Annotated in this window: 16 protein-coding genes; 11 read left to right on the plus strand and 5 right to left on the minus strand. The window is 48.8% G+C overall.

The genetic code is table 11. The annotated features are described in order from the left end of the window. The first annotated feature begins 49 nt into the window (after positions 1–49). The 3 genes from IPL71_RS01980 to IPL71_RS01990 all read left to right on the plus strand — a co-directional run bounded on the left by IPL71_RS01980 (position 50) and on the right by IPL71_RS01990 (position 1,437). Positions 50–517: a hypothetical protein gene (locus IPL71_RS01980; RefSeq protein WP_345318354.1), complete on the plus strand. Its 468-nt coding sequence runs from the start codon at positions 50–52 to the stop codon at positions 515–517. 11 nt (positions 518–528) lie between these two features. Next, positions 529–876: a hypothetical protein gene (locus tag IPL71_RS01985; protein WP_345318356.1), complete on the plus strand. Its 348-nt coding sequence runs from the start codon at positions 529–531 to the stop codon at positions 874–876. A 120-nt stretch (positions 877–996) separates the two neighbouring features. Continuing rightward, positions 997–1,437 carry a pentapeptide repeat-containing protein gene (locus IPL71_RS01990; protein ID WP_345318358.1) on the plus strand — a complete coding sequence of 147 codons (441 nt, stop codon included), beginning with the start codon at positions 997–999 and terminating at the stop codon, positions 1,435–1,437. 98 nt (positions 1,438–1,535) lie between these two features. Here IPL71_RS01990 and IPL71_RS01995 read toward each other — a convergent pair whose 3' ends face one another. From IPL71_RS01995 to IPL71_RS02015, 5 genes are all read right to left on the minus strand, one after another. After that, positions 1,536–2,516, minus strand: a complete 981-nt coding sequence (locus IPL71_RS01995) for an aldo/keto reductase (protein ID WP_345318360.1) — start codon at positions 2,514–2,516, stop codon at positions 1,536–1,538. Positions 2,517–2,527: 11 nt separating this feature from the next. Continuing rightward, positions 2,528–3,502, minus strand: a complete 975-nt coding sequence (locus tag IPL71_RS02000; protein ID WP_345318362.1) for a DMT family transporter — start codon at positions 3,500–3,502, stop codon at positions 2,528–2,530. A 5-nt stretch (positions 3,503–3,507) separates the two neighbouring features. Continuing rightward, positions 3,508–4,542 (minus strand): zinc-dependent alcohol dehydrogenase family protein, encoded by a 1,035-nt coding sequence (locus tag IPL71_RS02005; protein ID WP_345318364.1) that lies wholly within the window; start codon positions 4,540–4,542, stop codon positions 3,508–3,510. An 11-nt stretch (positions 4,543–4,553) separates the two neighbouring features. Then, positions 4,554–5,438, minus strand: coding sequence for a TIGR03560 family F420-dependent LLM class oxidoreductase (locus tag IPL71_RS02010; RefSeq protein WP_345318366.1), 885 nt, complete (start codon positions 5,436–5,438; stop codon positions 4,554–4,556). Positions 5,439–5,554: 116 nt separating this feature from the next. Further along, positions 5,555–5,941 carry a MerR family transcriptional regulator gene (locus IPL71_RS02015; protein ID WP_345318368.1) on the minus strand — a complete coding sequence of 129 codons (387 nt, stop codon included), beginning with the start codon at positions 5,939–5,941 and terminating at the stop codon, positions 5,555–5,557. A 124-nt stretch (positions 5,942–6,065) separates the two neighbouring features. On the opposite strand from IPL71_RS02015, the gene IPL71_RS02020 reads away from it, so the two are divergent. The 8 genes from IPL71_RS02020 (at position 6,066) to IPL71_RS02055 (ending at position 15,900) form a co-directional block, all read left to right on the plus strand. Then, positions 6,066–6,947, plus strand: coding sequence for a TolB family protein (locus tag IPL71_RS02020; protein ID WP_345318370.1), 882 nt, complete (start codon positions 6,066–6,068; stop codon positions 6,945–6,947). 7 nt (positions 6,948–6,954) lie between these two features. After that, complete coding sequence (locus tag IPL71_RS02025; RefSeq protein ID WP_345318372.1) at positions 6,955–8,094, plus strand: Gfo/Idh/MocA family protein; 1,140 nt, start codon at positions 6,955–6,957, stop codon at positions 8,092–8,094. A gap of 105 nt (positions 8,095–8,199) precedes the next feature. Further along, positions 8,200–10,914, plus strand: coding sequence for a winged helix-turn-helix domain-containing protein (locus IPL71_RS02030; RefSeq protein ID WP_345318374.1), 2,715 nt, complete (start codon positions 8,200–8,202; stop codon positions 10,912–10,914). Between the two features lie 80 nt (positions 10,915–10,994). Continuing rightward, positions 10,995–11,678, plus strand: a complete 684-nt coding sequence (locus tag IPL71_RS02035) for a DUF8691 family protein (RefSeq protein ID WP_345318375.1) — start codon at positions 10,995–10,997, stop codon at positions 11,676–11,678. Between the two features lie 255 nt (positions 11,679–11,933). Then, positions 11,934–12,476 (plus strand): hypothetical protein, encoded by a 543-nt coding sequence (locus IPL71_RS02040; protein WP_345318377.1) that lies wholly within the window; start codon positions 11,934–11,936, stop codon positions 12,474–12,476. Between the two features lie 91 nt (positions 12,477–12,567). Beyond that, positions 12,568–12,972, plus strand: coding sequence for a DUF6326 family protein (locus tag IPL71_RS02045; RefSeq protein WP_345318379.1), 405 nt, complete (start codon positions 12,568–12,570; stop codon positions 12,970–12,972). Between the two features lie 116 nt (positions 12,973–13,088). Further along, a complete protein-coding gene (locus tag IPL71_RS02050) occupies positions 13,089–13,751 on the plus strand; it encodes a DUF4395 domain-containing protein (RefSeq protein WP_345318381.1) in 663 nt (220 codons plus the stop codon). A 283-nt stretch (positions 13,752–14,034) separates the two neighbouring features. Further along, positions 14,035–15,900 (plus strand): serine hydrolase domain-containing protein, encoded by a 1,866-nt coding sequence (locus IPL71_RS02055; RefSeq protein WP_345318382.1) that lies wholly within the window; start codon positions 14,035–14,037, stop codon positions 15,898–15,900. Positions 15,901–16,034 lie beyond the last annotated feature (134 nt).

Genomic DNA, 16,034 nt, shown 5'->3' on the forward strand with positions numbered 1-16,034 from the left:
TTAACCCAAAATTAACATAATTAAAAAATCTAATTTTTAGGATCATACAATGAAAAAAATCTTTGAAACTTTATTGCCTTCCAGTGTAGACAATACCATTCGCGGAACGAGAATTCCGTTCTACATATTTGCACTATATGCCATTGTCAGCGCTGTGCGGAGTTGTATTCATCTGCTTTCCCCCGATGGCGGCGCAGGCTCGATCGCCGGGATGGACCTCTCGGTGGCTGGCGCGGATGGCATTGTCTTTGCCTTTGCGCTTTGGGGCAGTTCGCAATTGTTGTTTGCCATTATTCAATTGCTGGTCGTCTTTCGCTATAAGTCACTGGTGCCATTCATGTATCTGATGCTTATATTGGAAGTCCTGTTGCGTGAACTGGTAGGAAGGATGAAGCCTGTGACCTTTGCACATACGCCTCCTGGTGCAATTGGCAACCAGATCATTCTTCCGCTGGCTGCGCTGATGTTGGTGCTCTCGCTCTGGAGCGCTTATCGACAAACAAGTGATGCTCAATGAAGAATGTGAGTATGACCCCGAAAATAACAGGCATCGTAATTGTCATCGCTCAATTGGCAGATATCCTTATTCACGCTGCAACGAATCAACTAGAGCCGATTCGAGTTGCGTCAAATATCGTTATACTTCTATGGCTGGCAGTTGTCGCGTCAGGCGGGTTTAAATCAAGATCTCTGTGGATGTCGGTCATTTCCATTGTTGTATATTTTATTCTCAATGTAATTTTTCTTTCCCTTGAGGGCGTGACCAATGCCGCACAGGGCGGGGAGTTGCGAATTGCGCTTTTCCTGCTGATGTTCATCACTTTGGTGCTGTCAGGTTTGTTCACTTATATGAATGGAAAGTCCATAGTCAATTAGTTGACAGGAGTGAAGGTTGAATTTTTGGGAAACACCGGCTTGCCCTGTTCACTTATCACGCATATAATAATTTTCAATCGTTAAGACCTAATCCCTCTCGAAAACTTGAAAGGCAGACAAATGCAATATACAAAAGAAGAACTTGGCGCATTACTTTCCCAACCGAAACCACTGCAACTCGAAAATTGTGACTTGAGCAAGGCCGACCTGACCGAGGTTGATCTGAGCAAAGCTAATCTGACCGGAGCTGACTTGAACGGAGCATTTTTGAATGGCGCCAAACTGCGCTATGCAGACTTGAGCAAAGCCAACCTTGAAGGGACCAACTTGAGCAGAGCCAACTTTCACGGAGCCACTCTGGTGGACGCAGACCTGAGCGATACCCTCCTGCGAGGCGCAGACTTGAGCGGAGCTAACCTTAATAATGTCAACCTGTGCTATGCAAATTTGAATGAAGCGAACTTAAGCGGAGCGAATTTGAGCGGCGTTAAATACAATTCGTTTACTCAGTGGCCCGCCGGGTTTGACCCCGAGTCCGCTGGCGCGGTGCTTGCCTCATAAAATATTGTTGAATAAATACAAAACAGGACAGGCTGCATAAGCCCGTCCTGTTTTGTTATATCGTGCCTGAGTCTTCTTGCCCAGTCACTTGAATCTGTTTACTGATGACCAACCACACGATGGGGGATATATGGTTCTTCGAGATATGCGACATTTTCCGCAGTTAACTTGACCGATAAAGCGCCAACCGCTTCTTCCAAATGCGACAGTTTGGTTGCGCCAATGATGGGAGCCGTCACTGGGGGGTTTTGCAGCAACCACGCCAACGCAATTTGCGTGCGCGAAACGCCAAGTTTGAGCGCGAGTTCCGCAACCCGCTCGACAACTTTTTGATCGGCATCGGCAGTGGAATCATATTTGCCTTTGGCAATAGAATCAGTTTCAGAACGCATCGTCTTTTCGGATGACCAATCGCGGGTTAATCTGCCAGAGGCAAGCGGACTATACGGGATGGAACCAATTCCCTCCTCGCGACAAAGCGGTATCATCTCACGTTCTTCTTCACGATAGAGAAGGTTCATGTGATTCTGCATTGAGACGAAGCGAGTCCAGCCGTGCTTTTCGGCCACATGAAGCGCCTTTTGGAATTGCCATGCGAACATGGCGGATGCGCCGATGTAACGTGCCTTGCCAGCCTTGACCACATCATGCAGCGCTTCCATTGTTTCTTCAATGGGAGTTTCGTAATCCCAGCGGTGGATTTGATACAAGTCCACGTAATCTGTGCCCAGACGTTTGAGGCTGTTATCGATCTCGCTCAAAATAGATTTGCGCGACAGCCCTTCGCCGTTTGCGCCTTCGCGCATTTTTCCGCGCACCTTGGTGGCGATGATAACTTCATCCCGTTTCGCAAAGTCTTTCAACGCGCGCCCAAGAATCTCTTCACTCTTTCCAATGGAATAAACATTGGCGGTATCGAAGAAGTTGATTCCCAACTCAAGCGCTTTCTTGATGATCGGGCGGCTGTTTTCTTCGTTCAATACCCATTTATGAACCCACTCTGAATCCCCGAATCCCATGCAGCCGAGGCAGATGCGCGAGACTTTCATTCCTGTATTTCCCAGGCGAGCGTATTCCATAGGTTTCTCCTTTATGCTTCATTTTCCAAAACAGCATTATCAGCAATGATCTGATTTACTTTCTTTTGCTTTTGATCCTGAACCAAAAGATACATGCCGCTTGCGAGGGTCAATGCGGCGCCAGCCAATGTCAGCAGGGTTGGGACTTCGCGCCAGAAGAGAAATCCCCACATGATGCTGATGGGCAGTGAGGCATATTCAAACGGAGCGATCACCGAGGCTTGCGCTGTGCTGTAGGCGCGGGTCATAAAATAGGCCCAGAGCGCCCAGACCAGTCCCAGCCCAGACATGATGAACAGATCCAGCGGTGTCGGCATGGTCCATGCGTGGAAAAGAAAAGCAATGCTTGGATGTGCGTTGGGAATTTCACCTACAGCGGCAGCCAGCGGTGAAAAAATAAAAGCGGCGATCAAATAAACCCATGAACTGAAATACGCCATCGTTGCGCTGCTGTCGGTGGCATTCATTTTTCTGGTGAGGATCACGGTCAGAGCGTAGAAAAGAACCGAGATCAAAACGAAGAGCGAGCCTTCGTTGAAATTTGTCGAACCGGGTTTAACGATCAGCAGGATACCTGCAAATCCGACGATCAACGCCAGCCAGCGTCGCAGTTCTACTTTTTCGCTCAACATAAAGACCGACAAAACAGTGATCATCATTGGTCCTGAAAAGCGGATCGCTTCAACATCGGCAAGCGGCAGGGCAGCCAGTCCCATCATGAAGGTGGTGTAGGAGAGAAAAAGGAATATCCCGCGTACAGCTTGAAGTTTGGGCTGGCTTGTGGTGGGCAATCCTTTTCCGCCTTCGAGCCGAAAAAAGAGGAGGGTGATAGGCAGGGCAACCAGACTGCGGAATGTGACGATCTCCAGCACGGAATAATTGCCGCCGATCCATTTGACTGCGACGGCTTGCAGTGAACCGATCAACATCGCCAGTAAAAGAAAGCCGATGCCTTTGAGATTGAAATTTACTTTTGTTGCTTCCATGTATTTTAAAACTCAATGATCGCCTTGATCGCTTTACGGTCATCCATGGCACGATAACCGTCTGGGACTTGATCGAGTCCGCCTGCCCAATCGAAGACGCGGCCCGGCTCGATTCTTCCTTCGAGGACATCTGGCAGCAGTTCTTCGATATATGCGCGGGCTGGGGCAGGGCCTCCGGCGATGGTGACATTTCGGAAGAAGGTCGGCATGGCGACGGGCATACGCTCATCTTGCGGCACGCCCACACGACCCACTGCTCCGCCAGCGCGGGCAATGCTCATTGCAGTGCGAGTCGACTCTTCATAGCCGACACATTCCAACACTGAATGAGCGCCGAGTCCGTTCGTGAGGGCAAGCACTCGTTCAATGGCGGCATCCCCGCGCTCGCTGACAATATCGGTCGCGCCGAATTCTTTGGCAAGCGCAATGCGGTCGGCGTGACGATCCAAAAAGATGATCTGCTCCGCGCCGAGTCTTTTCGCGGCGATGACACCGCACAGTCCCACCGCGCCGCCGCCGACCACTGCTGCGATCTTACCAGGACCAACTTTGGCTGAGATAGCAGCATGATGGCCTGTAGCCATTACATCGGTCAGAGTAAGAAGCGAGGGCATTAAGGAGTCATCTCTCCCCACAGAAAGAGGATAGAGAGTCCCATCCGCCTGTGGGACGCGTACCGCTTCCCCTTGTCCGCCATCGAGTTTGGTGCCGCCCCAAAATCCTCCATGCAAACAAGAGGTGTGAAGACCTTCCTGACAAAACTCGCAGGTTCCATCGGACCATGCAAACGGCGCGGCGACCAGATCACCAACTTTGATCTTGCGGACGTCCTTGCCCACCGCTTCGACGATCCCGATGAATTCATGTCCCATGCGATTACCGACATCACTCGGCTTCATACCTTTGAAGGGCCAGAGGTCACTGCCGCAAATGGCGGCGCGTGTGACGACCACCAGGGCATCGGTTGATTCTTTGATTTGGGCATCGGGGACATTCTCAACACGAACGTCGCCCGCGCCATACATGACAGTTGCTTTCATATTGTTTCTCCTTAAAGTCCTGCTACTGCCGGGATGATTTCTTTTGCAAAGGTTTTGAGTGGTGTAATTTTATAAACATCCGGCATGTTGAAGATCACATGAGTGAAGCCCATTTTAGAAAGTTTCTGGATGCGATCTATCACGCCGCTTACCGTGTCATTCGCAGAAAGATGTACAGTGCCAAGACAGGTTTTCTCGATCGTGTTGTAATCGCGTCCCAGGGCATCACAATGCCCTTTGAGTGTATCAAGCGCTTTTTGTACGTTTTCTGTGCCGACCCAATCGCCAATATTGCAGGCGTCTGCATATTGTGCAACCATGCGCAGTGTTTTATTCGGACCTGTACCGCCGATCATGATGCGCGGATGCGGACTTGAAAGCGGGCGTGGATTATTGGTGATTGCTGGAGCAGAAAAATGCTTGCCCGTAAAAGATGTCTCATCACTGGCCCAAAGCGCCTTCGCCAGTTTCAGGCTGTCTTCGAGTTGTTCGAAGCGCTCGGATGTTGCAGGATAGGGGATACCATAACCTTTCGCTTCATCCTCATACCATGCCGCACCAATGCCGAGATAAGCACGACCGCCGGAGAGAATATCAAGCGTGTTGACCATCTTCATCAGCACGGATGGATAGCGATAAATAACACCCGTTACCAATACACCGAGATGGGCTTTCTCTGTCAGCCCTGCAAAATATCCAAGCGTGGTGTAGCTTTCCAGCATTGGGTCGGTATAGGCTTCGTCGAACAAGCCTTTGATCTGATAATAATGATCCATCACCCAGAGGCTATGAAAACCTGATCCTTCTGCGGTTGTGACGACCTCCTTCAGCATGGGGCGAATGGCAGCCGTGCCACCGGGGACTTTGAAAGACGGGATTTGTAATCCAATGTGCATATTAATCTCCTATTTGATATTGTTCATCGCTGATATGCTCCATGCATTCAGCGGCCACACTATTTAACGTAAGTTGCCACCTTGGTTAATTAGATTTGACGTTCAATAAAGAATATTTATTTTTCCAGCTCAATTATTTCTTTCTCGTTTTTCAAAATATCTTTTTCATATACTTCGATCTTATGATTTAAGATATCCAGAGTCTTTTGCATTTGTTCCATTCTGGCTATCAGCGTTGCGCGCTGCTCGACCAGAATATCTTTTCTGGCTTCAATGGTTTTGTCACCCTGCTGAACCAGTTCGATATACTCAATTAGCACTTCAACTGGAAGACCCGCACGTCTCATACATTTGACGAATTCAACCCGCCTGATATCAAGTTCGTTGTAATCGCGGATGCCGCTTTCACTGCGATTGACAGGCGGGATGAGACCGATCCGTTCATAATAACGCAGCGTGTCCGTTGAAATACCGTGCTGCATACTAACTTCTGCAATTTTCATGGGTCACCTCGAAAGGCAGTGTAACACCTGAAGTTGACTCTAAGTCAAGGGTTTTCGTAAAAGTCGTTGAATATGGTAAAACTGCAAGACAACCTGATCGACAAAAAACTGGAGACCAAATCAAATGGATATCAACGAACTACGACAATGGATCGCACAGCGCGACTCATTCAGCACGCTGGAAACTGTGGATGTACACACCGGAGTCAGGACTACGCTCAAAGAGTTTGATTGCGTCATCGAAGCGCCCAACTGGACGCAGGATGGCAGGTATCTTGTTTACAACAGCCAGGGACACATGTTTATGTATGAACTGGCGACTGGTGAGATCAAAAAGATCGATGCTGGTTTTGCAATTGACTGCAACAACGATCACGTCCTCTCGCCGGATAACACACAGCTTGCTGTCAGTCATTTCACGAACGAAGATGCAACTTCAAGAATTTATATCCTTCCGCTTCATGGCGGCACGCCAAAGTTGGTGACCGAGAAAGGTCCCAGCTATTTGCATGGATGGTCACCAGATGGCAAGCGTCTCGCCTATTGTGCCGAGCGCGGCGGACAGTACGACATTTACACCATCTCGATTGACGGCGGCGAAGAATCCCAACTGACAAATTTGTCCGGTCTGGATGACGGCCCTGAATATTCCCCCGATGGCAAACACATCTGGTTCAACTCGGTGCGCAGCGGATTGATGCAAGTCTGGCGCATGGAAGCGGATGGATCCAACCCGACTCACATGGTGCAGGAAGAATCCAATTGTTGGTTCCCGCACGTTTCACCCGATGGAAAATTGGTCGTTTATATTTCCTATCGCAAAGGCGATGTGGATCCGGGTGATCATCCCGCCAATAAGAATGTAGAACTGCGCCTCATTCCCGCCGAGGGCGGGGCAGCAAAAACTATTGTCAGTTTATTTGGCGGACAGGGAACCATTAACGTCAACTCGTGGTCTCCCGATAACCGCACGATTGCATTTGTCTCGTATCGGCTCAAGGAGTAAGTTCAACATGAAAATCCAACCTGTAAAAACAGCCATTGTCGTTTGTGGTGGAATCAGCGATCTGTATCTTTCTACCATGATCAACAAATTCAAGATTCTGGATGTGGTCGGCGGCTACGACCGCAACCCCGCCAAGGTGCAAGCCAAAGCCGAGAAGTACGGAATCAAGTCGATGACCTTTGAAGAAATCCTCGCTGACCCGTCCATCGAGATCGTTGTCAACCTCACCGCGCCAACGGGACATTACCCCGTCATCAAGCAATTGCTCGAAGCGGGCAAGCATGTCTACACCGAAAAAGTGATGACGGTGGAATTGGAACATGCCGCCGAGTTGGTGAAACTTGCGGATGAAAAAAATCTTTACCTCGGCGCCGCACCCGATACCTTCCTCGGTTCTGCCATTCAAACCGCGCGCTATGTAGTCGATAGCGGTATGATCGGCGAGATCACATCCTGCTATTGTGTATTGACCCGCGACAGCGAAATTTTCAGCCGCGCCTTCCCCTTCACTGCCAAACCGGGCGGCGGCATTGGTTTTGACGTGGGCATTTATTACATCACCGCGCTGCTCAGTATTCTGGGACCAGTGAAGGAAGTCTCTGGCGTGGTGCGCACTCACAAACCCGAGCGCAAAAATTATGCGCCGGAAAATTTCGGCGAGTCGTATGCAATCGAGTGTGAAAATCTCATGTCTGGCATTCTGCACTTTGAATGCGGAACAGTTGGCAATCTCTTGTTCGACGCAAATTCCATCTTCACTGCGCCGGAAAGACCCGCCGTGGCGTTGATCGGCACGATGGGCATTGTCTCCATTCAAGACCCGAACAGTTTTGGCGGGGATGTCAAAGTCATTTTGAAAGGCAACAACGAACCATTCACCATGCAGCAAAGCCATGCCTTCAGCGATGAATGCCGCGGCCTTGGCGTAGCCGACATGGCCTGGGCCATGCGAACAGGTAGAAAGAATCGCGCAAGCAAAGAGATGGCCTATCACGCATTGGATGTGCTGCACGGCATTGTTAAGAGCAGCGAGACAAGTTCCAATCAAAAACTACAATCCACTTTTGAAAAGACACCGCCGATTCCGCGCGGATATTCCGGCCAAACTTTTTTTGAGTTTGTTGAAGAATTTGGGATAGCACTATAATGGCGCTGGTTGTGTCTGGCGTGAAGATGTGCTTCAGACACAACTATTGCGAACCCCAAACGTACATAAAGGCAGCCTTTCAAAACAGTTTTGGAACCCTTATCTATGCCCAGCCTTCTTATCAAAACAAAGATTAACATCCCAGCGCTCAAACGTAATCTGGTCCTTCGCAAACGGATCGATGATGCACTCTCGGATGGTATTCGGGCTGGGCGCAAACTGACCTTGATCTCCGCTCCGGCTGGGTTTGGCAAGACTACGCTGGTTTGCGAATGGTTGGAAATGTGCAAGATCCCTGCTGCGTGGATTTCGCTGGATGAAAATGACGGCGATGCCGCCCGCTTCCTGACCTACCTTATTGCTGCTCTGCAAACCCTGATCTCTGGCGTCGGTGACGGTGTGTTGGCGGCGCTTCAATCGTCGTCGCCGATACCCCCTAACGAATTATTAACCACACTTCTCAACGAATTAAGCTCCATTGAAGATGACTTCATCCTTGTCCTCGATGATCTTCACGCAGTCGATTCACATGCAGTGGATGAATTACTGGCATTACTCGTGGAGCATATGCCCCCGCAGATGCACCTGGTCATCACCACCCGTGAAGACCCCGCACTGCCGCTCGCCCGGTTTCGTGCCAAAAACCAGTTGACCGAAGTCCGTACCGCTGAATTGCGCTTTACCGAAAACGAAGCCGCCGATTTTCTCAATCAGGTCATGGGGCTGGATCTTTCCAGTGAAGATGTTGCTGCGCTGGATAAGCGCACCGAAGGTTGGGTGGCGGGACTGCAATTGGCGGCGCTTTCCATGCAAGGCAAATCGAATGCGGTTGAATTTATCCGTTCGTTCAGCGGGGCGCACCAATTTGTGTTGGATTATCTATTGGAAGAGGTACTGCAAAAACAATCCGAAGCTGTGCAGGGATTTTTATTGCACACTTCCATTTTGAACCGACTGAACGGCTCGTTGTGTGATGCGCTCTGGCAGGACGAGACTCTTTCGGCGCAAACCATGCTCGAACAACTGGAACGTGCCAACCTGTTCGTCATTCCATTGGACGATGAACGGCGCTGGTATCGCTATCATCACCTCTTCCGTGATTTGCTCCGTCAGCGGTTGAGTCAAAAGCAGAACAAAGAGGCAATTTCACAGCTTCATATCCGTGCCAGTGAGTGGTTTGAACAAAGCGGCGAGATCGGTGATGCATTTCAGCACGCCCTCGCCGCCGCGGACTTTGACCGTGCCGCCACGCTGTTGGAAACGAACTGGCTGAGCATGGATGAAAGCTTTCAGATGGGCACCTGGCTTGGGTGGGCGAACCAGCTTCCGTTAAGTGTGAGGCGCGTTCGTCCCGTCTTGTTGACTCAAATGGGCTGGTCTTATGCTGATGCAGGCAATGCGACTGCAAGTGAATCCATCCTGCAAGAAGCAGAAGCTTGTTTGAAACGTCCATTAAAAGAAATGGTGATTGTAGAAAAAGAGCAATTTAGCACATTGCCTGCGCGGATTGCCATTGCCCATGCTTACAATGCCCAGGTGGAAGAACGCTTTTCAGATACGCTTAAGTTTTCAGAGATGGCGCAAGACATGGCGCCGTCTGACGACGCGTTCTTGCAAGCGCAGGCTTCGGCAATTTTGAGCGGCACCTATTGGGCAAGCGGTGAATTGGATAAGTCTTTTACGTTCATGAGCAATTGGGTGGATGTGACGCAACAGGCGGATAATTTTGCTTTTGCGGTTGCGGCTTCGTTTGCCAAGGCGGATATTCTTATTTCACAAGGGCGGCTGCGCGATGCGATTCAGGTCTATCAGACAGCCTTGGAATTGGCGACAACGCATGGCGTGGAAAGCATTACTGCACATCATCATTTGGGTTTGGGTCTGCTGTATCACGAAATGGGTGAGGATGAACGCGCTGCAAGTCATTTACAAAAGTCCTTTGAACTCGGCAGGCAAACCCCCATTGTAGATTGGGCATATCGCAAGAGTTTGGCACAGGCCTATTTGAAGGAATCTGAAGGTGATCACGACGCCGCGCTGGAAGCATTGGATGAAGCCCAGCGTTTTTACGTGCGCACGCCCATTCCCAATCTGCGCCCTGTGGCTGCGATGAAGGCGCGCATTTATCTCAAGCAGGGGCAGCTTATGAACGCGCAGACATGGGCACGCAAGAGCGGGTTATCTTTGCGCGATGCGCCCGATTATCTGCATGAGTTTGAGCGCGTTACCCTGGCAAGAATCGCACTGGCGGAAGTCAATGTTAATTTCAGTGATGTGGTGAGTTCATTGGAACGTCATTTGAAACTGGCAGAAACTCAAAACCGCCTTGCCAGCCAGATCGAGATTCTGATCGTGCTGTCACTTGCCTTCCATGCAAAGGGAGAACAGTCAAACGCCCTCGCCTCGCTGGAGCAAGCTCTAGAACTCGCCGAGTCCGAAGGCTATTTGCGGCTTTTCGTTGACGAAGGTGAACCCATGCGATTGTTGATTTTGGATTTACGATCTGCGATTCAGATAGCGGCACATCCTTTGTTTGGTTATGCTGAAAAACTTCTTGCTGAATTTTCCCAGTCAACATTACCTCAAAACCCAAAATCAAAAATCATAAATCCAAAATTCGAACTTATCGACCCTTTGAGTGAACGCGAACTGGAAGTGTTGCAACTCATCGCCCAGGGGCTTTCCAACCAGGAGCTTACCCGGAAACTGTTCGTGACATTGAGCACGGTCAAGGGGCACAACCTGCGTATTTTTGCCAAGCTGCAAGCCAAAAGCCGCACCGAAGCAGTGGCGCGCGCCCGCGAACTGGGCTTGCTCTAATCTCCCCAAACCATACTTAAAACAATACTTTTGGTTCTAACCGGCAGCCCTCCCTGCCGGTATATTTGCGCACGTTGACGATGACTTACTTCTACGAAATTCGACTCGCAGGACATCTGGATGCTCATTGGGCAGACTGGTTTGACGGCATGTCCATCACGCTGGAAGAGGATGGAAACACGCTTCTTTCTGGACCTGTGCCTGATCAGCCCGCCCTATACGGAATCCTACGCCGGGTGCGTGACCTCGGTCTTCCGCTCGTTTCGGTGAACCAGATAACAGTCACTTTGAGTCAACAAATTCTAAATAAAAAAAGGAGTAATACAAAAATGAATACAAACAACATGACCACTGAAATGGAAGACATCAAAGTCAGTTTAAAACTGAAGCTTGCAGCAATGTGGACGAGTTTCATGTTTCTCTACACCTATGTAGATCATTTCCACTTATATATGCCGGGCAAAATAGAAGATATTCTGGCAGGAAAAGTATTTACATTTGACATTTCATATGTCTTTCTAATGGTAGCAATGTTTTTTGTAGCAATTCCAGTTCTTATGATTTTCCTTTCTGTTGCCCTGCCGGCTAAAGTAAATCGTTGGACAAACATAATCGTGGCTGCGGTATATATTCCTTATATGTTGTTTAATTTGGTAGGAGAGGCTTGGTTGCATATGTATTTTGCCGCAGTTATAGAAGTGATTCTTCTTTGTCTCATTATCCGTTATGCCTGGAAGTGGCCTCTTATTGAAACTCGTAACTAAAACAAAAACTCTTACTTAAATCAACACATTTTATAAAAACCTACCACATAACAAAAATAATAATTATGAATACAAAAAATCTATCAGAAGACATAAGTGTCAAAATGAGCGAAGCAGCAACACCAGCGATGGCTGTGGGGAACCGGGTGTCCACGACGCGAATCGTCGGCGTCGTCGCGCTTGCCTACGCCGCGTCGGTGTTCGTTCAGAACGCGTTGTTTGGGGTCACTGGAGCGCCTAGCTACGGCGATCCTCTTGGTGTGGTCCCTCACTTACCACGCCGAGAACCGGGGCGCCTTGGCCGTCACTTCGGGCCTGGAGGCCGTGAACATGGTGCTGCTCCTGTTGTTTGTCACGGCGCTGCACGGGCTCGTGCAGCGCCGTGGCGGCGCAGGGGCGGACTGGTCGCGGCTCGCGGTAGCTGCCGGAGCGACGCTCTCGGCGTTATTCGCTCTCACCATTGCCACGCACATTGCAGTTGTCCTCGCCGCGGATGGTCTGTCCGAGCCGACCCCCGCCTTCGAGCTGATGTGGCAGCTCCATGCCGCGACCTTCGCGCTTTCGCTGCCCGCACTCGGGGCGACCTTCCTTGGCGCGGCGTTGGCCACCCACGCCAGCGGTTTGACGCGGCCGTGGCAGCGGCTGTTAGGTGTGGCAGGCGGCAGCTTGCTCATCTTGGCTGGACCTGGAAACCTCGCCATCGCAGATGGGTCGCCACTAGTGTTAGTCGGGGCTCTGGGCCTAGCTACGTGGCTCGTCTGGTTCGTTGCCACTGGCCTTCGGCTCATTCGTGGATAGTGCTGACCTCGGTCTTCCGCTCGTTTCGGTGAACCAGATACCAGTCAACTTGAGTCAACAAAGTTCAAATAAAAAAAGGAGTAATACAAAAATGAACGCAAATATCACCAAAAAGCTCGACACAAAAGTCATTCTCTCTACCCTATGGATCGTCGTCATGATCAACATGTGGAAAGCAGACATCCTCTCGCTGTTCATCCCCGGCGTGGTGGAAGAAGTAGCAAGGACCTCCGTCAGCACCGGAGCATCCATTCCCCAGTTGATGCTGGTTGGCGCGATCATGGGGCAACTCGGCATTGCCATGATCATCCTGTCCCGTGTCTTGAAGTACGGAATCAATCGCTGGGCTAATATCATCGTGGGCATTGTCACCATTGCCTATGTCTGGGGCGGCGCGGCGGCATATCCACACTATATATTCATCGCCACAGTTGAGACGCTCTGCCTGCTGTTGATCATCTGGTTTGCATCGACCTGGCGCAACGTCGAAGCCTGATCTTTACAGTCTTTTCGACTTCAAGTTTCAACAGCAAACAAGAATATTGGAGAGGTTGAGAATCGCCTCTCCAAAATTGAAAAGTAAAAAAACAATGATAGAGAAAGGAATGAAAAATGAAAAGAGTAAAACAATTTGGGGAAACCGTGGAAGGTTACAACATCCCTGTTTTAAACGAGCGGGAGATAAGGGCATCGGCAGGAATCCTATATTTGCTTATGTTCTGGTCCTGGATACTGGTTATTTTTAATGATAATTATCTCCTGCTAAAGTATGCCAACACGATCTTCCTTGCAGATTTCATCGTCCGCATATTTATTAGCCCTAAATATTCTCCTTTATTAATAATCGGGCGTTTAATTGTCAGCAATCAAACACCTGAATATGTGGGGGCTGCCCAAAAAAAGTTTGCCTGGACAATCGGTCTGGTTTTATCAGCAATCATCTTCCTTCTATTGGTTGTAATGAATTCAGACAGCTTCATTAATTTTTTTGTTTGTCATACCTGCCTGATATTCTTATTCTTTGAATCTGCGTTTGGAATTTGTTTCGGATGTAAATTTTATTCAATGTTCTATAAAGAAAAAGCTCAATACTGCCCGGGCGAAATTTGTGATGTAAAGGCAAAACAAGAGATTCAGAAAACGTCGTTACTGCAAATCGCTGTTGTTATTGGTTTTTTCGCGTTTGTTATAACAACAGTCATCCTGTTCAACGATGGGCTTGGTGCAAAACCGATTTCTCTGTGGGTTATCGTGAAATCTTTTTTTTCAATATAAATATTGTTTTTCACAAAATTAATTTAATTATAAAAAAGACTAGCCACCAGACGGTTTTAAAATAGGACGCAGATGAACGCTGAAAACGCTGATATTTTTTTCAAAAACTCTGCGTTTATCAGCGTTTATCAGCGTCCAAAAAAGCAAAGTGTCAGGTGGTTAGTAAAAAGACAGGAGAAAGTAAATTGTGAAAACTTCCAATATTCTGGCGCGAACCAGACACCTTCGGCGCTTTTTTCGCTTCCAACATTTCCTACACCTGGCGCAAATAGTGTCCTTATTCATGTTTGTAATTTTTGCTGTTTCACCCGCTCTTGCAATGCCTGGAGAAGAAAACATAAAGTCGATTGATCCTGCCGAGCTGGAGTCGTTTATTGATGACTACCTTGTCGGGCAAATGGAGGCTTATCAGGTTGCAGGTGTGGCAGTTTCTGTGGTTCAGGATGGGCAGATCATCCTGAAAAAAGGATATGGTTATGCGGATGTGGAAAACCAGCTCCCAGTAGATCCTGAAACGACGGTCTTCCGCATTGGCTCCATCAGCAAATTATTCACATGGACAGCAGTCATGCAGCTTGCAGAGCAAGGAAAGCTGGACTTGAATGCTGACATTAACACCTATCTGGATTTCACCATCCCGGACACTTTTTCAGATCCGATCACTCTTAATCACTTGATGGCGCATACCCCAGGGTTTGAAGATCGTAATTTTTCTCAAATGTCCGCTTCAACCGGGGAAATTATCCCAACAGGTGAGTGGCTGAAAAACTATATCCCTGCACGCGTACGCCCGCCGGGTGAATATAGTTCTTACTCCAATTATGGCGCGACTCTTGCCGGGTATATTGTCGAGCGTGTATCGGGATTACCCTATGACGACTATATTGAACAAAACATCCTGATCCCATTGAATATGACACGTAGTACCTCCCGTCAGCCTGTTCCAACCGCATTTGCCGCTGATCTATCCAATGGTTACGAATTTATAGACGGACAGTATCAGGTGCAGCCTTTTGAAACTGTCAATGTAGTACCAGCCGGAGGGTTGAGTTCCACAGCCAGCGACATGTCTCATTTCATGATCGCCCATCTCCAGGATGGAGTGTATGAAGAAAGCGAAATATTACAAGCAGAAACTGCCCGGCAGATGCATACCCAGCACTTTGCACATGATCCGCGCCTGCCCGGATGGGCACATGGATTTATGGAGATCAACGCAAACGGAAATAATGCCATCAGTCATTCAGGAGATACTGTATTCTTTCATAGTTTTATGATGCTTTTGCCTGAACAGGAACTGGGATTCTTTATCACTGCCAACAGCGCCGGCGGGGCGGAGATCACCATTCCTTTTGTGGCAGCAGTGATCGAACATTATTTCCCCCAGACTGTGCCTCCGATTACTGTCCCAACTGACTTTGCTCAACGGGCAGATCGTTTCACAGGTAGTTATCGCGCAAGCCGAATGTCGTACACAACCCCCGAAAAGCTGGTTGCACTTCTCACAGCTATGGATATTCGAGCAGATGAAAATGGCTTAATCTTCAATTCCGACTCAGGCGAACAGCATTTCGTGGAAGTTGAACCGTTGGTGTTTCGTCAGGTGGATGACGAAGCCATGCTCATCTTCCGGGAAGACGAGCATGGAAATATCATTCTTGCTTTTTACAGTTTGTTCCCACACATGGCTTTGGAGAAAAACCTTTGGTATGAAACGCCCCTCTTTAATCTTAGTGTACTGGGCGCGAGTTTAGTTCTATTCTTGAGCTTTCTCCTTCCGCTGCCGTTTCGTCTTTATAAATTACGAACAAATACAGGCAACGATTCAGAAAGACGTTTGAACTTATCATCGCAGCTTACTGCTGGGGCGTTGGCGCTTCTTAGCCTTATGATTCTCATTCTTGTGTTCTTATCTGTTCAGAATTTCATCAGCCTGCTGACCGGAACAATGAACCTGTGGCTTTTTGTTCAAATAATTTCGATCCTTGTTGCTTTACTGACGGTGGTATGTGTTTTTTTCACAACACAGATTTGGCTGAAAAAGATGGGAAGTCTGCTATGGCGTATTCACTACATGCTGGTCGCAGCAGCCGGAGTTGGTTTCACCTGGTTTTTATACTTTTGGAACTTGCTGGGTAAAGGATTCTGATGTCCCTTTTTATTTCGTCGTTTGTGCTTGTTTTAATGACTATCTTCAGGAATATTACATCCGTCTGCCGGATCGACTTGTGGCTATACCGTATTTGTCTGCCGACCACATGAAGGCCATGTAATACACCAGTA

It is taken from the genome of Candidatus Villigracilis proximus (assembly GCF_016717045.1).
GTDB classification, from domain to species: Bacteria; Chloroflexota; Anaerolineae; order Anaerolineales; family Villigracilaceae; genus Villigracilis; species Villigracilis proximus.